This window comes from Paraburkholderia sp. D1E, from assembly GCF_052682275.1.
This window is the reverse complement of sequence record NZ_JBQYMB010000001.1, coordinates 6,068,978-6,080,142: the sequence shown is the minus strand read 5'-3', so window position 1 is coordinate 6,080,142 and position 11,165 is coordinate 6,068,978. Positions and strand designations below refer to the sequence as shown.

Sequence of the window (11,165 nt, the reverse complement as noted above, 5' to 3'; positions counted from 1 at the left end):
CCTCACTGGAAGTTGCGCGGCAACGCTTTCGGGCTGTGAACAACCCAGCCCTGTTGCGTGAGCACCGGCGCGCTGATCGCTTTCGGGTCGATCTCGTCGCGGTGCGGCAGCGACGATTCGCGAGCGGCGGCCTGATTGTCGGGATTTGCCTGGCGAGCAGCTTGCCGACGAGCGGCAGCTGCCTGAGCATTCGCCCGCGCTTCGTCTTGAGACGGCATGTCAGCCGGCGCATTGCGGTAAAGCGTCGCCAGTTCCGAGCGCTTGCTCGCGACAAAACCATCGCGCTGTACGCCTTCGAGCGCATTCCACTCGAGCACGGACAGACCGCTGGTTTCAAATGCCGACGTCACGATCTCATTGAGCGCGACAGTGCGGCCCTCGACGTCGATCGCCGCGCCTGGATCGCCGAGGCCGATCAGTTGCACGTGCGAATCGTCGCCGCCCGCCCGATCACCGGGCGATTGCGTCATCGCTTGTTGCACCGCCGAACCCGGCGTCTGGATGTTGTGATGCCTGCTCATCGTGAAACCTCCATCAATGTGGTGGCGAGTATTGAGCGCGCCACCAGTCGAGTTCTCGGCTATCTGCGCCGATACTTCCGTTCCGAAGGATTCCAGGCCGATGGCAACCGCGGAACACGCGGAGCACTGGCCGGATCTGCCTGCTTGACCTGCGCCCAGAATTTCAGCAATACGTCGCCAACGTCGTGTCGAGGTTCGATGCCGTTGTTCCGGTAGCCCAGCAGTGTGTTCTTCGGGATCGTTGTGAACTGCGCAACCTCATAAAGCGAATAGCCCTCACGCGCGACATCCTCGAGGATGCGAAACCAGTCGATTCGAGTTGTGGGCGCGAGGGCGTTCATGCGTTACAGCGCTCCTTCGATTGCGTGCAACACCTTCATCAGGTCGGCCATGATGATGGCCTCACCGTTCTCGAGACGCGTGCGGAAGTTGCGGGCCTGCACTTTCACCGGGTGTTCAGCCTCGGCAAACTCAGACTCGATTGCTTCCGCGAGGCCCGAGCTGAGCGACGAATCGTCTTGTCCGGTCGAGGAATCGCTCACCATCGGAGCACCCGCAGAAGACGATTGCGCTGTCGACAGTGCCGGCAAGCCACTGCCAATACCATCCGCGGCCGGCGCACCGCTCGCAACGTTTCCCGCTTCACCAGCCGGAGAAGCCCCAGCTGCAGACGTCGCCGCGTCGGCGGAAGTACTCGCTGAGGCTTGGACGTTTCCCGCATCACCAGTAACAGGCGCCAGTGCAGATCCCGTAGCAATCGCACCGGCGACGGCGTTTCCCGCTTCACCCGTCACGCCAGCATTGCCAACACCACTGCCCGTTGACGATGCCGTGCCATCTGCACCAACGTTCGTTGACTGTGAGAGCACGGCCTGGGCGTTTCCCTGATCACCTGCGGCCTGAATCGAACCCGATGCGGCAAGCGCGACAGTAGTCGTATCGGAAATAACGGGTTGTGCGACCGCCGCACTGCCGGCAGCGATCGAGTTTCCCAGTTCAGCCGCCGACGCGCCGACACCAGTTGTATCCGCGGTGGCGACGCCGGGCGATGCACTCGGTGCAGACGATGAGATGCCGCTTGCGGACTGTCCGGCCGCAAGCGTGGCAACGTTTGGGGAATCACCACCAACCGCGCCAACGACCGAAGAAGCCGACGCCGACGGCGACGATCCCGAGGTTGAGCCTGACGAAAAAGAATCGACCGGACTCGCGCCTACCGATTGCGGCAACTGCCCGGTCGAAGTCTCCCCCGACGCGGCCGCGCCAGCCTCCGTGCCGCTCGGCGACGCGTCGGCGGATCCATCTTCAACCGCGCGCATCGGCAACGCGGCAATCAACAGCAGTTTCAAAAGTTGTGAGACTCGCATCATGACTCCTGGAGGTTAAGACGCTTTGTGCTACGGGTTAAACGGTATGGGTGCCTTCAACGCCACGACGCATGCGCTCGAGCGTGCGCTGCTGAAGCCAGTGCTGCGCTTCCTCGATATGCGTCAATGCGCACGCGTTGGCCTTACACGCAAACGGGCCCTTCTGGAACGAGCGCAGCCGGTCAGCGACGATCGCCAACAACACTTCCTGCGTAAGCCCATTCACACCGGCTTCGTTGATCGGGCCGTTCTGAAAGCGAATGTCGACAGCCACATCCTCATTCGACGGGCAATCGATCGCATAGTGGTGATGCGCACCGCCCGAACCGGGCTCGTCGACAACGGTGATCTTCAATTGATCGTTTGCGGGATTTACAACGTGCTCCGTGATAGTTCGCATGTGCCGCTCCTAGTGACTTCGGTTTAAACACTCGCGCCGGCTTTCCAGCGGTCAAAACTCTGCTGCGCCTGGTCGTCGTCCAGCTGCGCAATCGCGAGCTTTTCAAACTCCCAATCGCGGTAACGCTGATCGTCGACCGTGAGATTGATCGCACCAACCGTCGCGCGGATCACGCGGTCGGCGAACTGTTCGATGCTCAACGGCTTGCCGAGCAATCGATCCTTCCGAGCCAACTTCGCGGCCTGATCCGCGATTAACGAGATCAGGTCATCGCTCAAATGCACGCGCGCGTGTACGCGCGAGAGCGGAGCGGGGTCAAGCGGTGTAAATCCTTCATCTGCCTTACGATTCGTCATCACTCAGATCCCATTCGTTGTCGCCGCTCGCGATGAACGCGGCCAGCGATCTGCGGTTGCTCTTCACCAACGCTTCAACCCGATACGTTCCATCCGGTTGCCAGTTGCGCGGGTTCGCATACGTGGCGTACTGCGGTGGCAAATTCACATCGACGATTACGGCCACCTCGCAATCCGGATCGTCCTGCGCCCGCTGAACGCGAGACACCAGACACTCGAAAAACTGCGCGCCGTCATACGTCGAAAACGGCATCGACATGCGAACCAGCAACCTCATCCGTAGAGCCGCTCCAACGTTGCGTTCAACAAATCGATCTGCGTCATCTTCAGGATGTGCAGGTACGTCTGATCGCCGTGCACGCCGTTTTTGCCTTGGTGGCAGTCTTCGTGGCACAACGGCACGGTGCAAAAGTCACCAGACCGTTGCGCGCCGCCATGGCCGACGCGAACGTGATGCACATCGGTTTTGCTCTCCTGCGTGCGCCCGAGCAGAAAGCAACAGATGCACTGCATCTTCGCAATGCGACCCATATGGGCCTGCTCACGCTTGTTCGCACGGTGTGTCATTGAGCGCGCCGCCCGGCGTGAACCATCGCGTTGATCGAACCGACAACGACCGGATCAGCCCGCGGCCACCAGTTATCCCCAGCGCGATACAACTCGTCGATCTCGGCATCGCTCATGTCGGACGGGACGCCGGCCGCCCTTTTGCGCTTCTCGTTGAGCCGCCTGCGATATGCGGCGGGAGTCGCGGAAAGAGGCTTGGGAGCGTTTTCGCCGGGTCCATTGACGTACACGATTTCGTGATATGAACCGCGCCAGTCGACGATGTGAGCGGCTTCGCTTTGGACCATCGCGGACAGAACGTCACGCACCGGCTTTTTATCGACGCCGAGCAACGCGGCCACCTCGGCGGCTGTACGCGGTACAGGCACCTCGTCGCCAGTAGGCGCCATCAGTTCCCGAATCCTGTCAGGCAACGACTGATGAACGAGCCCGACGTTGCGCGCTTTGGCACGGACCGTATCAATGCTGCGACCGCCGAAAAGGTGAATGTGCGCCGACAGCGGCGCGTGCGATGCATACGCATCAGCAAGCATTTTCAGTTCGGGCAGCGTCCAGTTTTTGCGCATGCTAAATCCCCTGAATTTTTCTCAAGACGGGTAATCGTCGACAGGCATCAGCGCGTCGCCAAACGTCTTGCGCGCGAGCTGGTACAGGTCGAGTTGGTTGAAGCGCTGAGCGTCCGACAGCACGAATTCGATTGCTCGCGGCTCACGCGAAGCCTTCGCCACCAGCACGCGGTAGTAGCGCCAGTCTTCGTCGGCCTTACGGGCACGGACGTCGAGTTCAGCGCCTTGCGCATCGACGCCCTCGGGCGTGCGAAACCATTCGGCCGGATCGAAGCTGGCTGTTGGCGTTGCAGGTGCCGCAGCTGCGGCATCGATGAACGTCGCAACGAATCCGACGTATGTCGGCCGGTCGTCGGTGTCGCGGATCCGTGCCGCCACCGCCAGCGCATGCGCTTCACGCAACCGCGCCGCCGTCACGCCCTTGCCGACCCACGTCAGCACGACGAGGCGATCCCGGCTTCGGTCGATCGTCAGCGCTTTGCCTCGAGCGCTTTCGAGCGACACCAGCAAGTCGGTGAGCTCGCGCTCGGGGTCCGGTTTTGTTTTCTCATTTTCAGCAGCAGCAGCATCGGACTTATCCACAGGGTCGGTCGCGCGCGTTGCTGCTGTAGTCTCTGTAGTAGTCACCCATGAGTTAACGACCTGGGAATTTCCCTCTCCGCGGGCAGGGAAATTCCCTGTCGGCGGAGAAGGGTTTTCCCAGGTCGCGGACTGGGATTTGTCCATTTCGGGAGATGGACTTTCCCCATTTCCCGAAATGGACTTTTCCAGTTTCCCGGAATGGACTTTTCCCATTTCGGGAGATGGACTTTCCCCAGGTGGCTGAGCGGACATTTTCAACTTCGTTTTGCGGACTTTTTTCACCGGTGGCCCAGACGAAAGCAAACGCTCGAGCGCGTCCTCGTCGATGCGGAAATAGATCTTGTGCTCGATGCGCTTCTCGGTCTCGATAAGTACGCCTGTGGCGCGCAACGAAGTCCGCGCCGCCCGCTGCTCCTCGTAGGAAAGCCCCGTCTCGGCTTGAAGCTCGGCAGACGTCTTGTGCACGCCAAGCTCGCTAGTCGTCTTGTCCTGCCAGTAGAAAATCTGGCAAAACAGCACCGAGGCATTCACGCTGCCGAGATAGCGGCTCAACTGTGGATAGAACGCGATCGGGCGCCCGAGCTCGCGCAGGACGTCGCCGACCCTCACCGGAGCGATCCCGCGCAAAAGAGAATCGAGATGACGATCAGCGCCACCATGCCGGCCAGCAGAATGTCAGCGTCCATCGCCGTCCTCGCTTTTCTTGCCGTACACGCGAACCGTCACGGCCAGCAGTTCTTCGACGCGCTGGTGGATCGTGGCGGCCACCTTGCGCAGCGCAGCCTCTTCCACCTCATCAAGATGCCCGTCTTCGATAGCGTCGGTATGCACGCGCGCCAGCCGGCCGCTCTGCTCAACGATCTGCGAAAACTTCTTCAGCAGCTCGTCGTTGTCGATTTCTTCGTCGATGTGCGGCAACGCGACGAATGTGCCGCCGCTTTCGCGTGCGATGGCTTCGGCGAACAGCGTCGTGCGACTCGCAGCCTGCATGGCCAGAGCGGTGTCGACGTGCACGCGCTGACCCTTGACCTCGTACATCCGGTTGTTGAGCGCCGCAGCGGACGGCATGCCGATTGCGGCCGCCATGGCTTCCGCGCCGCCCGGGAAAGCCCGGCACATTGCGAGATAGGCGTTTCGAAGGGCCATAGAGGTTTCCCCGAGTTGATGGTTTTGCTTTTCAGCGATAGCGCCGATACTTCAATCAACGGTTGTAGCGAACGATTACGCCGCGCTCGGCTGCTTCTCCAGCGACGCGCGATAGAAGAAAGCCAGCAAATCTTCCTGACTGATCGCGCCGCCCAGCGCTGCGCATGCATTGCCAAGGTTTTCGATCAGACGCGGCCGGGGCATCTTTCGGCGCGGAAGCAGATGAACTTCGATGTAGGCCGTGCTCGTCCCGGCTATCGCGGCAAACCGCTTGCGCTGATCCCCAGACAGGCCTTGGTAGAACGTCTTCAAATCCATTGGGAGCCACCTGTGAATTCATCTTCGCCGGAGCATATACCAATTCGATATATGCCAGCAATACCTCATACACCAAAATGCAGAATTTACCGTTTAGGTATAGAGACGTATAACCACGTCATGGACATCTGGGAAATTCGACTGGCCAACATGAGACTCCTGGCCGAGAAAGAAGGGAGCAACGCCGCCCTAGCGCGGAAGCTCGGGCTCGCCACGTCGCAAATGCATGCGTACATAGGGCGTCACCCGATAAAGCGGATCACTGATGCCCCAATCGAGCGCGCGACAAAGGCGTTTAATTTGCCGCACGGCTGGTTCGACGTTCCACAAGTCGCGGGGCTGGACGGGAAGCCGGTCGAACTGGGGGTTTGGCCATTCCTCGTCGAACGGGCGCGATTCGACGCGCTCCCGGCCATTGAAAAGGAACGAATCGGCCGGTTTATCAAAGACACCGTGGAGACGTGGGAAGCCGCGAACGCGGCAGAGAGCGACAAATAGAGCGCGCACGGTCACACTAACGGCCGGAGCAAAGCCAGCGGCCGACATAAAAATTTGTTCAACCGGGGGAAGTTATGAGCAATCGCTGGGGCGTAGTCTTGTTAATCGCGTGGCTGGCTGGGAACGTGGCGACGTTCGCGAAATTGACGTTCTTCGACGGATTTCGCTACACATGGTGGAACTGGATTATCGCCGTACCACTAAATGAGCTCCAGGCCGGCATCTGGCCGGTCTATTGGCTGATAGTCCGACCATTGTTCGGACACTGACCTCCATCAAGCAAAGATCTCCCGCTACGGCGGGATTTTTTTTGCGCTGCTGCGTAGACGCTGAGCGCTCAGCTGCACATAGCATCAGAAAATATACCTTTTTGGTGTAGACAAAAATAAACCATCTAGGTATATTTGCCTCCAGTTCATCTGAACCGCGAGGCAAGAATGTCGTCCCCCCAACTCAAGTTCACCGCCGCGACGCGCGTGGACGACGAAGTCAAACACTTCGCCGGCCTCAATGGCGCGCCCGCTGATCCGCGCCGCCTCGCCGCGGTCGATCGCTTCCTTCTCCAGTTCGCCTACGCATGCGCGACCGGTGCCGGCGTTAGCGGCTTCATCTATGTCTGCCTGCTGATCAAAGCGGCGGTAGCGCAATGAAGGCGCTGCTGATCCTTTGGGCGCGCGCGTTCGTCGTGCTCGTCGCGGCCGTTCTGGTGCTCGCCGCCGTTCAGCAGTGGGACGAAATGGAAACGCAGAAAGTGCGCGTATCGATGGGTCGGGGTGCCTGACATGGTGATCTCCTACTTCGAGACGCTCCGGCCTTTCGTCGCATTGACGTTGGTCATCGACGATTTCGGCAATGAGATCGCGCTCAAGGATCTGCCCGAGTTCTGGGAACCGATGTACGGCGCGATGATTTTCGCGCCCTTCGAGCACGCCGATCTGCTTTGCGGGGAGCACTGAGCATGCGCTCCCTCTGGCAAATCATCGAAGACGTCGCTAACGGCTCGCTCTCGCGCTGGGCCGCTTATCGCCTGCTGCGCGCCCAGTTGCGCGCCGCCCGGCGCCGGAGCCGCTGACATGACGTGCTCCGAATCCACTCTCGTTTTGATCATCGGTGCGGTCGTTCTCGCGGCCTCGGCCGGCGTGCTCGGCGCACTGCTGCACCTGTTCGTGAGGAAGGGTTGACATGGAAAACGTCACCATCACCGACGACATGATCGACCGCGAATTCCACGCTCAGGGATTCAGCGGTGTGCCGAACGCTGCGAACGCGGCCGTACGCGCTGCCCTGCGCGCAACGTTGCGTGCGCGCCTCGATCCGAATCCGCGTGTCCGTTCCGCCGGTTCCGTGCGCCGGGCGCTCCCGAAGTTATCCACACAATGGGTCGACGCAAAGCGCCTGGCCGCCAACGATCACGACTGACCATGAGCCGCTGCCACGTCCGTTGCCGTCACTGCGCAACCCGCCGCTGCCTGCGGCGTAACCCGCGCCACTACACCCGCCTGCCGGCCTGCACAGTCTGCGGGCGCCGGAACTATCGCGTTGACCGCTGGATGAACCGGCGCGACACGGGAAAAACGCGGTGCGACTGCGAGGGCTACTGGTTCCCGCATCGTCGCGGCTCGCTTTTCTGCTGGCTTCGTGCCGACGGCACCGGCCGCTATCCCGGCGATCCCGATTTCGCCGATCGCAATTACGACGGCATCGCAGCCTGATGGCTTCCATATCCCAACTCGCCGGCATGCTGGCCCGCGATCCAAAGTTTCGCGAGTGGGCCGCGTCTCACGCCGAGATCGATCCGCTAACCGTCGACGAAGCCGCCGAGTTCATCCGTGTCGTCTGCAACGTCAATAGCCGGCGCGATCTCGCCACCGACACCGCCGCAGCCGAGCGCTTTCACAACCTCTTACGCCGCCCGTTCGCCGAGTGGCGCGCAAAGCAGCACTAACCTCACCTTCAATGGAGAAGCGCAAATGTCCCTGTTTGCATCGCTGTTCCCGTTAGCGCAGAAAACGACGCTGACGCTACTCATCACCGTCGAGGGCGACGAGCTGCGTGTGAACGTCACGCCGCGGCCTAGAAACGAAGTGCAGGGCGAAAAGACGCTCTACCCGCTCTCGCTGCTCGGCACGCCCGACGAACTCGACCGCGATTTCGCCGAGGCCGTGTCGATCTATGAACCCAGCACGCTGTCAGTGCTTGAGCAGGCGCGCGCCGCCAGTACCGCAAACGGCAATCCGCCGAGCACGCCCGCGCTGCCTGCGCCCACGCCGAAGGGAAAGCGCGGCGGCAAACGCCCCGCTGAATTGCCGGCGCCCGAGGCGAATGCCGGGCCAAGCGAGGAACTACCGGTCGATCCGCGTCAGACGCAGATTCCCGGCATCGATCCGGACGCAGACCTCGCCACACTGGAAACGCCAGCTGCAGCCGAGCCGGAATCGACCAACGCACAACCCGCCGCCGAGGATGACGGCGGCGTCGACCTCCTTTGAGGCGCCGCGATGAAAACCGAAACCCTCACGCGTGCATTCCGCTACAACGGCGCCAAGCTCACGGATCCGTCGCCTACCTTTTCGCTGCAACAGGTCCGCGACTTCTACGGCAATACCTATCCGGAGATCGTCAACGCCGAGATCGAAGGGCCGGAAGTCGTCGGCAACACGAATGTGTTCACGTTCCGTCGCGCCGTCGGCACCAAGGGCGCCACCGACGAACTGCTGAGCGTGCGCCAGCAGATCGCCGCAGTGCTGCGCAGCCCAACGCCGATGCCACTGTCGACCCTCACTTACCTGCAGCGGGTTGAACGCTTCGCAACCGCGCATGTGTGCCCGTTGCTCGATGAAGAAGTGAAGTTTATCGATGCGCTGCACAAGCGTTATGTCCGATCGATTACGGCGGTCCAGTCATGACGCTCGGCCAGCTCCGCGCCGAGCTCACCGGCGGCACGATCGCGAAATCCGCCGCGCCGGGCATCGACGTGCGCGCCGCGTCGGATGAGCTCACCCGGCGACTTCATCAGGTGGCGTCGAAGCGCGCCGCAGGCGTCCGCTTGCAGCTGCCCTGCCATCACATGCCGGTGCTGCCATGACTTTCGCAGCCCTCGCTCTCCCCACGCTCGACGCGGTGCCCGCTGCATACGCAATCCGTTCCGGCGGATCGTTCGTGCGGCCGCTCGCGCTTTCGATGCTCGACTCCGGCGTGATCGTCGAAGCGGATGTGCAGCGCCGGCCTAAGTCCGAAGCTGCTTTGGTCGCCGAGGCGCTGACGCGGCGCTGGGCACGCATCACCGAAGGCATGCGGCTTTTCGACTGGAATCTGCGTATCGAGCAGGCGCCTGACGGCTATTTCGGCGATCGGAACAAATCGGCCGATCACTTCTGGGCGATTATCCACACGACCAGCGGTGCGATTAGCTGTCCCCATGTTTGCATCGGCGGCGCCATGCAGGCGCTCGAGGAAGTGCGCGAGGGGCTTGGGCAAACCGTTCTCGCAGCACTGTGCGACGCGCTGGCTTTGCTGCCGACTGTGTGCACGCCGGGCTTTCAGCTTGGTTTCGCCGAGTACATGTATTGGTACGGCGAGAGCAACGAGGAATACGCGATCGAAGAAGCCATGCAAATGCACGACGTCAAGACACGGGAAGAACTGCTGACACTGACGGACTTCTTCACGCGATCGCAGTTCTTCGAAGGCATGCCCGAGTGGGCCGCCCTGCCGCGACGTGTGCTCACGCGCAATCAGATCAATCGCGCCGCCAATAGAGACCCGCTTGCCCGCGAAGTGGTCGACGCAATGACCACGATCTGGGGCATCGCATGCCACTACGGCCCGTTTGCCGATCTCAGGTCGGGCGAAGTCGGAGCGGACCTCATCGATTTCAGCCTGATCATCCGGTGGAGCGAAGACGACGTGGCAACCCGCGTCATCGACGACTACGCACATCAGGCCTATGAGGGCGAATACCTCGAAGCATCCGCCGTTACGCCGCTCAAGATTGTCGGCGGCGACCTCGCGGAATGGCTGAAACACATGGAAGCGACAGCGCTGCTCGCAAAGGCCGTGGAGCATTTGCTGGCGATTTTCATGCGGGACGAGTTCGTGTCGCCGCGAAATATGGTGCGGGTGCGCGTATGAACCCGGTCCAGATCACTCAGGACAGCGACGTGGAGCTGGCGCTCGACAGCGCACTGCTGTTCTACCGCGGACAGGGCACGAACCATATCTACGCGACCCAGCACAGCGCGCGAGTCGTCGACGGCAAGCCTTCACTGCTGCCGGGCGTGCCGATCACGCTCGACCAGTTGGCCGATATCGCCGACGCGGCCGCGAAGAAAACCAGCTATCGCGGGTTCGTGCATGAGCGCGTCGTCTACTTCGCGCCGAATCAGCTTGCATGGTGGGTTCCGGCCTGCACGCGTCGCGTCTGGTTCAAAACGCAAGACGCGATCGGCGAGCGCGCCGCCGAGGCGAGTCACCCGCCGCTGATGTTCATTGTCAGCAAGTCCAGCTGGTTGGTTTTCGCCCTGCGTGAAAACGTGCGGCCGGGTCCATCGACCCGGCTGTACACCGCGCCCTATTACAACGTGTGGGAAAACGGCGAAATCTGCGAGGGCAACGTCAAGACGCCCGACAGCATCAGCACGGACAGCATCAAGCCGTTCGAAGACGCGTTCTTTCGCAGCCGCTTCACCCATTCGAATAACCCCCGACTTATCCACAGGCGCGGCGGCGCTGTACGCCTGTGGCTGGATCTGCTCGACGGCGCCGAATTCCCCCTTGATCGCCTGATCGCCACCGGACGCACGCTGGCGGAAGTCGTCGACAACCTCAAATCACTGGATTGATCT

The 11,165-nt window shown here is 61.5% G+C and carries 23 protein-coding genes; 12 read left to right on the top strand and 11 right to left on the bottom strand.

Going from position 1 to position 11,165, the window contains the following annotated elements; translation table 11 throughout:
* Positions 1-2 precede the first annotated feature (2 nt).
* The 11 genes from ACUN0E_RS27430 to ACUN0E_RS27380 form a co-directional block, all read right to left on the bottom strand.
* Positions 3-521, bottom strand: a complete 519-nt coding sequence (locus ACUN0E_RS27430) for a hypothetical protein (protein WP_445568561.1) — start codon at positions 519-521, stop codon at positions 3-5.
* A gap of 59 nt (positions 522-580) precedes the next feature.
* Complete coding sequence (locus ACUN0E_RS27425; RefSeq protein ID WP_445568560.1) at positions 581-862, bottom strand: hypothetical protein; 282 nt, start codon at positions 860-862, stop codon at positions 581-583.
* 3 nt (positions 863-865) lie between these two features.
* A complete protein-coding gene (locus tag ACUN0E_RS27420) occupies positions 866-1,891 on the bottom strand; it encodes a hypothetical protein (protein WP_445568559.1) in 1,026 nt (341 codons plus the stop codon).
* Between the two features lie 34 nt (positions 1,892-1,925).
* Positions 1,926-2,288: a hypothetical protein gene (locus ACUN0E_RS27415; RefSeq protein ID WP_445568558.1), complete on the bottom strand. Its 363-nt coding sequence runs from the start codon at positions 2,286-2,288 to the stop codon at positions 1,926-1,928.
* A 23-nt stretch (positions 2,289-2,311) separates the two neighbouring features.
* Positions 2,312-2,644, bottom strand: a complete 333-nt coding sequence (locus ACUN0E_RS27410) for a hypothetical protein (RefSeq protein ID WP_445568557.1) — start codon at positions 2,642-2,644, stop codon at positions 2,312-2,314.
* Positions 2,631-2,921: a hypothetical protein gene (locus tag ACUN0E_RS27405; protein ID WP_445568556.1), complete on the bottom strand. Its 291-nt coding sequence runs from the start codon at positions 2,919-2,921 to the stop codon at positions 2,631-2,633. Before ACUN0E_RS27405 ends, ACUN0E_RS27410 begins: the two co-directional genes overlap by 14 nt.
* Positions 2,918-3,211, bottom strand: a complete 294-nt coding sequence (locus ACUN0E_RS27400) for a hypothetical protein (RefSeq protein WP_445568555.1) — start codon at positions 3,209-3,211, stop codon at positions 2,918-2,920. The genes ACUN0E_RS27405 and ACUN0E_RS27400 overlap by 4 nt, the downstream gene beginning before the upstream one ends.
* Positions 3,208-3,777, bottom strand: coding sequence for a hypothetical protein (locus ACUN0E_RS27395; RefSeq protein ID WP_445568554.1), 570 nt, complete (start codon positions 3,775-3,777; stop codon positions 3,208-3,210). The genes ACUN0E_RS27400 and ACUN0E_RS27395 overlap by 4 nt, the downstream gene beginning before the upstream one ends.
* 21 nt (positions 3,778-3,798) lie before the next feature.
* Positions 3,799-4,968 carry a hypothetical protein gene (locus tag ACUN0E_RS27390; protein WP_445568553.1) on the bottom strand — a complete coding sequence of 390 codons (1,170 nt, stop codon included), beginning with the start codon at positions 4,966-4,968 and terminating at the stop codon, positions 3,799-3,801.
* A 66-nt stretch (positions 4,969-5,034) separates the two neighbouring features.
* The gene (locus ACUN0E_RS27385; RefSeq protein WP_445568552.1) at positions 5,035-5,505 is read right to left on the bottom strand and encodes a YmfL family putative regulatory protein; all 471 of its coding nucleotides are present in this window, start codon (positions 5,503-5,505) and stop codon (positions 5,035-5,037) included.
* Positions 5,506-5,580: 75 nt separating this feature from the next.
* Entirely contained in the window at positions 5,581-5,823 is a 243-nt protein-coding gene (locus ACUN0E_RS27380) for a hypothetical protein (protein ID WP_445568551.1), read from the bottom strand.
* Positions 5,824-5,943: 120 nt separating this feature from the next.
* Here ACUN0E_RS27380 and ACUN0E_RS27375 point away from each other — a divergent pair, with 120 nt between their 5' ends.
* The 12 genes from ACUN0E_RS27375 (at position 5,944) to ACUN0E_RS27320 (ending at position 11,162) form a co-directional block, all read left to right on the top strand.
* The gene (locus tag ACUN0E_RS27375; RefSeq protein ID WP_445568550.1) at positions 5,944-6,321 is read left to right on the top strand and encodes a hypothetical protein; all 378 of its coding nucleotides are present in this window, start codon (positions 5,944-5,946) and stop codon (positions 6,319-6,321) included.
* Positions 6,322-6,758: 437 nt separating this feature from the next.
* A complete protein-coding gene (locus ACUN0E_RS27370) occupies positions 6,759-6,971 on the top strand; it encodes a hypothetical protein (protein ID WP_445568549.1) in 213 nt (70 codons plus the stop codon).
* A complete protein-coding gene (locus ACUN0E_RS27365; protein WP_445568548.1) occupies positions 6,968-7,102 on the top strand; it encodes a hypothetical protein in 135 nt (44 codons plus the stop codon). The genes ACUN0E_RS27370 and ACUN0E_RS27365 overlap by 4 nt, the downstream gene beginning before the upstream one ends.
* Position 7,103: 1 nt before the next feature.
* A complete protein-coding gene (locus ACUN0E_RS27360; RefSeq protein WP_445568547.1) occupies positions 7,104-7,277 on the top strand; it encodes a hypothetical protein in 174 nt (57 codons plus the stop codon).
* A gap of 226 nt (positions 7,278-7,503) precedes the next feature.
* The gene (locus tag ACUN0E_RS27355; protein WP_445568546.1) at positions 7,504-7,740 is read left to right on the top strand and encodes a hypothetical protein; all 237 of its coding nucleotides are present in this window, start codon (positions 7,504-7,506) and stop codon (positions 7,738-7,740) included.
* A 131-nt stretch (positions 7,741-7,871) separates the two neighbouring features.
* The gene (locus ACUN0E_RS27350; RefSeq protein WP_445568545.1) at positions 7,872-8,033 is read left to right on the top strand and encodes a hypothetical protein; all 162 of its coding nucleotides are present in this window, start codon (positions 7,872-7,874) and stop codon (positions 8,031-8,033) included.
* Positions 8,033-8,266 (top strand): hypothetical protein, encoded by a 234-nt coding sequence (locus tag ACUN0E_RS27345; protein WP_445568544.1) that lies wholly within the window; start codon positions 8,033-8,035, stop codon positions 8,264-8,266. Before ACUN0E_RS27350 ends, ACUN0E_RS27345 begins: the two co-directional genes overlap by 1 nt.
* Positions 8,267-8,291: 25 nt before the next feature.
* Positions 8,292-8,810, top strand: coding sequence for a PRTRC system protein E (locus ACUN0E_RS27340; RefSeq protein WP_445568543.1), 519 nt, complete (start codon positions 8,292-8,294; stop codon positions 8,808-8,810).
* Positions 8,811-8,819: 9 nt separating this feature from the next.
* Complete coding sequence (locus tag ACUN0E_RS27335; protein WP_445568542.1) at positions 8,820-9,227, top strand: PRTRC system protein C; 408 nt, start codon at positions 8,820-8,822, stop codon at positions 9,225-9,227.
* Positions 9,224-9,406: a hypothetical protein gene (locus tag ACUN0E_RS27330; protein WP_445568541.1), complete on the top strand. Its 183-nt coding sequence runs from the start codon at positions 9,224-9,226 to the stop codon at positions 9,404-9,406. The genes ACUN0E_RS27335 and ACUN0E_RS27330 overlap by 4 nt, the downstream gene beginning before the upstream one ends.
* On the top strand, positions 9,403-10,452 hold the full coding sequence (locus ACUN0E_RS27325; protein ID WP_445568540.1) for a PRTRC system protein F: 1,050 nt from the start codon (positions 9,403-9,405) through the stop codon (positions 10,450-10,452). The genes ACUN0E_RS27330 and ACUN0E_RS27325 overlap by 4 nt, the downstream gene beginning before the upstream one ends.
* Positions 10,449-11,162 carry a PRTRC system protein B gene (locus tag ACUN0E_RS27320; RefSeq protein ID WP_445568539.1) on the top strand — a complete coding sequence of 238 codons (714 nt, stop codon included), beginning with the start codon at positions 10,449-10,451 and terminating at the stop codon, positions 11,160-11,162. Before ACUN0E_RS27325 ends, ACUN0E_RS27320 begins: the two co-directional genes overlap by 4 nt.
* The last annotated feature ends 3 nt before the right edge of the window (positions 11,163-11,165 follow it).

Bases quoted from the DNA above. Each gene is read 5' to 3' on its own strand.
- ACUN0E_RS27430 (WP_445568561.1), bottom strand. From the start codon at position 521: ATGAGCAGGCATCACAACATCCAGACGCCGGGTTCGGCGGTGCAACAA.
- ACUN0E_RS27425 (WP_445568560.1), bottom strand. From the start codon at position 862: ATGAACGCCCTCGCGCCCACAACTCGAATCGACTGGTTTCGCATCCTC.
- ACUN0E_RS27420 (WP_445568559.1), bottom strand. From the start codon at position 1,891: ATGATGCGAGTCTCACAACTTTTGAAACTGCTGTTGATTGCCGCGTTG.
- ACUN0E_RS27415 (WP_445568558.1), bottom strand. From the start codon at position 2,288: ATGCGAACTATCACGGAGCACGTTGTAAATCCCGCAAACGATCAATTG.
- ACUN0E_RS27410 (WP_445568557.1), bottom strand. From the start codon at position 2,644: ATGACGAATCGTAAGGCAGATGAAGGATTTACACCGCTTGACCCCGCT.
- ACUN0E_RS27405 (WP_445568556.1), bottom strand. From the start codon at position 2,921: ATGAGGTTGCTGGTTCGCATGTCGATGCCGTTTTCGACGTATGACGGC.
- ACUN0E_RS27400 (WP_445568555.1), bottom strand. From the start codon at position 3,211: ATGACACACCGTGCGAACAAGCGTGAGCAGGCCCATATGGGTCGCATT.
- ACUN0E_RS27395 (WP_445568554.1), bottom strand. From the start codon at position 3,777: ATGCGCAAAAACTGGACGCTGCCCGAACTGAAAATGCTTGCTGATGCG.
- ACUN0E_RS27385 (WP_445568552.1), bottom strand. From the start codon at position 5,505: ATGGCCCTTCGAAACGCCTATCTCGCAATGTGCCGGGCTTTCCCGGGC.
- ACUN0E_RS27380 (WP_445568551.1), bottom strand. From the start codon at position 5,823: ATGGATTTGAAGACGTTCTACCAAGGCCTGTCTGGGGATCAGCGCAAG.
- ACUN0E_RS27375 (WP_445568550.1), top strand. From the start codon at position 5,944: ATGGACATCTGGGAAATTCGACTGGCCAACATGAGACTCCTGGCCGAG.
- ACUN0E_RS27370 (WP_445568549.1), top strand. From the start codon at position 6,759: ATGTCGTCCCCCCAACTCAAGTTCACCGCCGCGACGCGCGTGGACGAC.
- ACUN0E_RS27365 (WP_445568548.1), top strand. From the start codon at position 6,968: ATGAAGGCGCTGCTGATCCTTTGGGCGCGCGCGTTCGTCGTGCTCGTC.
- ACUN0E_RS27360 (WP_445568547.1), top strand. From the start codon at position 7,104: ATGGTGATCTCCTACTTCGAGACGCTCCGGCCTTTCGTCGCATTGACG.
- ACUN0E_RS27355 (WP_445568546.1), top strand. From the start codon at position 7,504: ATGGAAAACGTCACCATCACCGACGACATGATCGACCGCGAATTCCAC.
- ACUN0E_RS27350 (WP_445568545.1), top strand. From the start codon at position 7,872: ATGAACCGGCGCGACACGGGAAAAACGCGGTGCGACTGCGAGGGCTAC.
- ACUN0E_RS27345 (WP_445568544.1), top strand. From the start codon at position 8,033: ATGGCTTCCATATCCCAACTCGCCGGCATGCTGGCCCGCGATCCAAAG.
- ACUN0E_RS27340 (WP_445568543.1), top strand. From the start codon at position 8,292: ATGTCCCTGTTTGCATCGCTGTTCCCGTTAGCGCAGAAAACGACGCTG.
- ACUN0E_RS27335 (WP_445568542.1), top strand. From the start codon at position 8,820: ATGAAAACCGAAACCCTCACGCGTGCATTCCGCTACAACGGCGCCAAG.
- ACUN0E_RS27330 (WP_445568541.1), top strand. From the start codon at position 9,224: ATGACGCTCGGCCAGCTCCGCGCCGAGCTCACCGGCGGCACGATCGCG.
- ACUN0E_RS27325 (WP_445568540.1), top strand. From the start codon at position 9,403: ATGACTTTCGCAGCCCTCGCTCTCCCCACGCTCGACGCGGTGCCCGCT.
- ACUN0E_RS27320 (WP_445568539.1), top strand. From the start codon at position 10,449: ATGAACCCGGTCCAGATCACTCAGGACAGCGACGTGGAGCTGGCGCTC.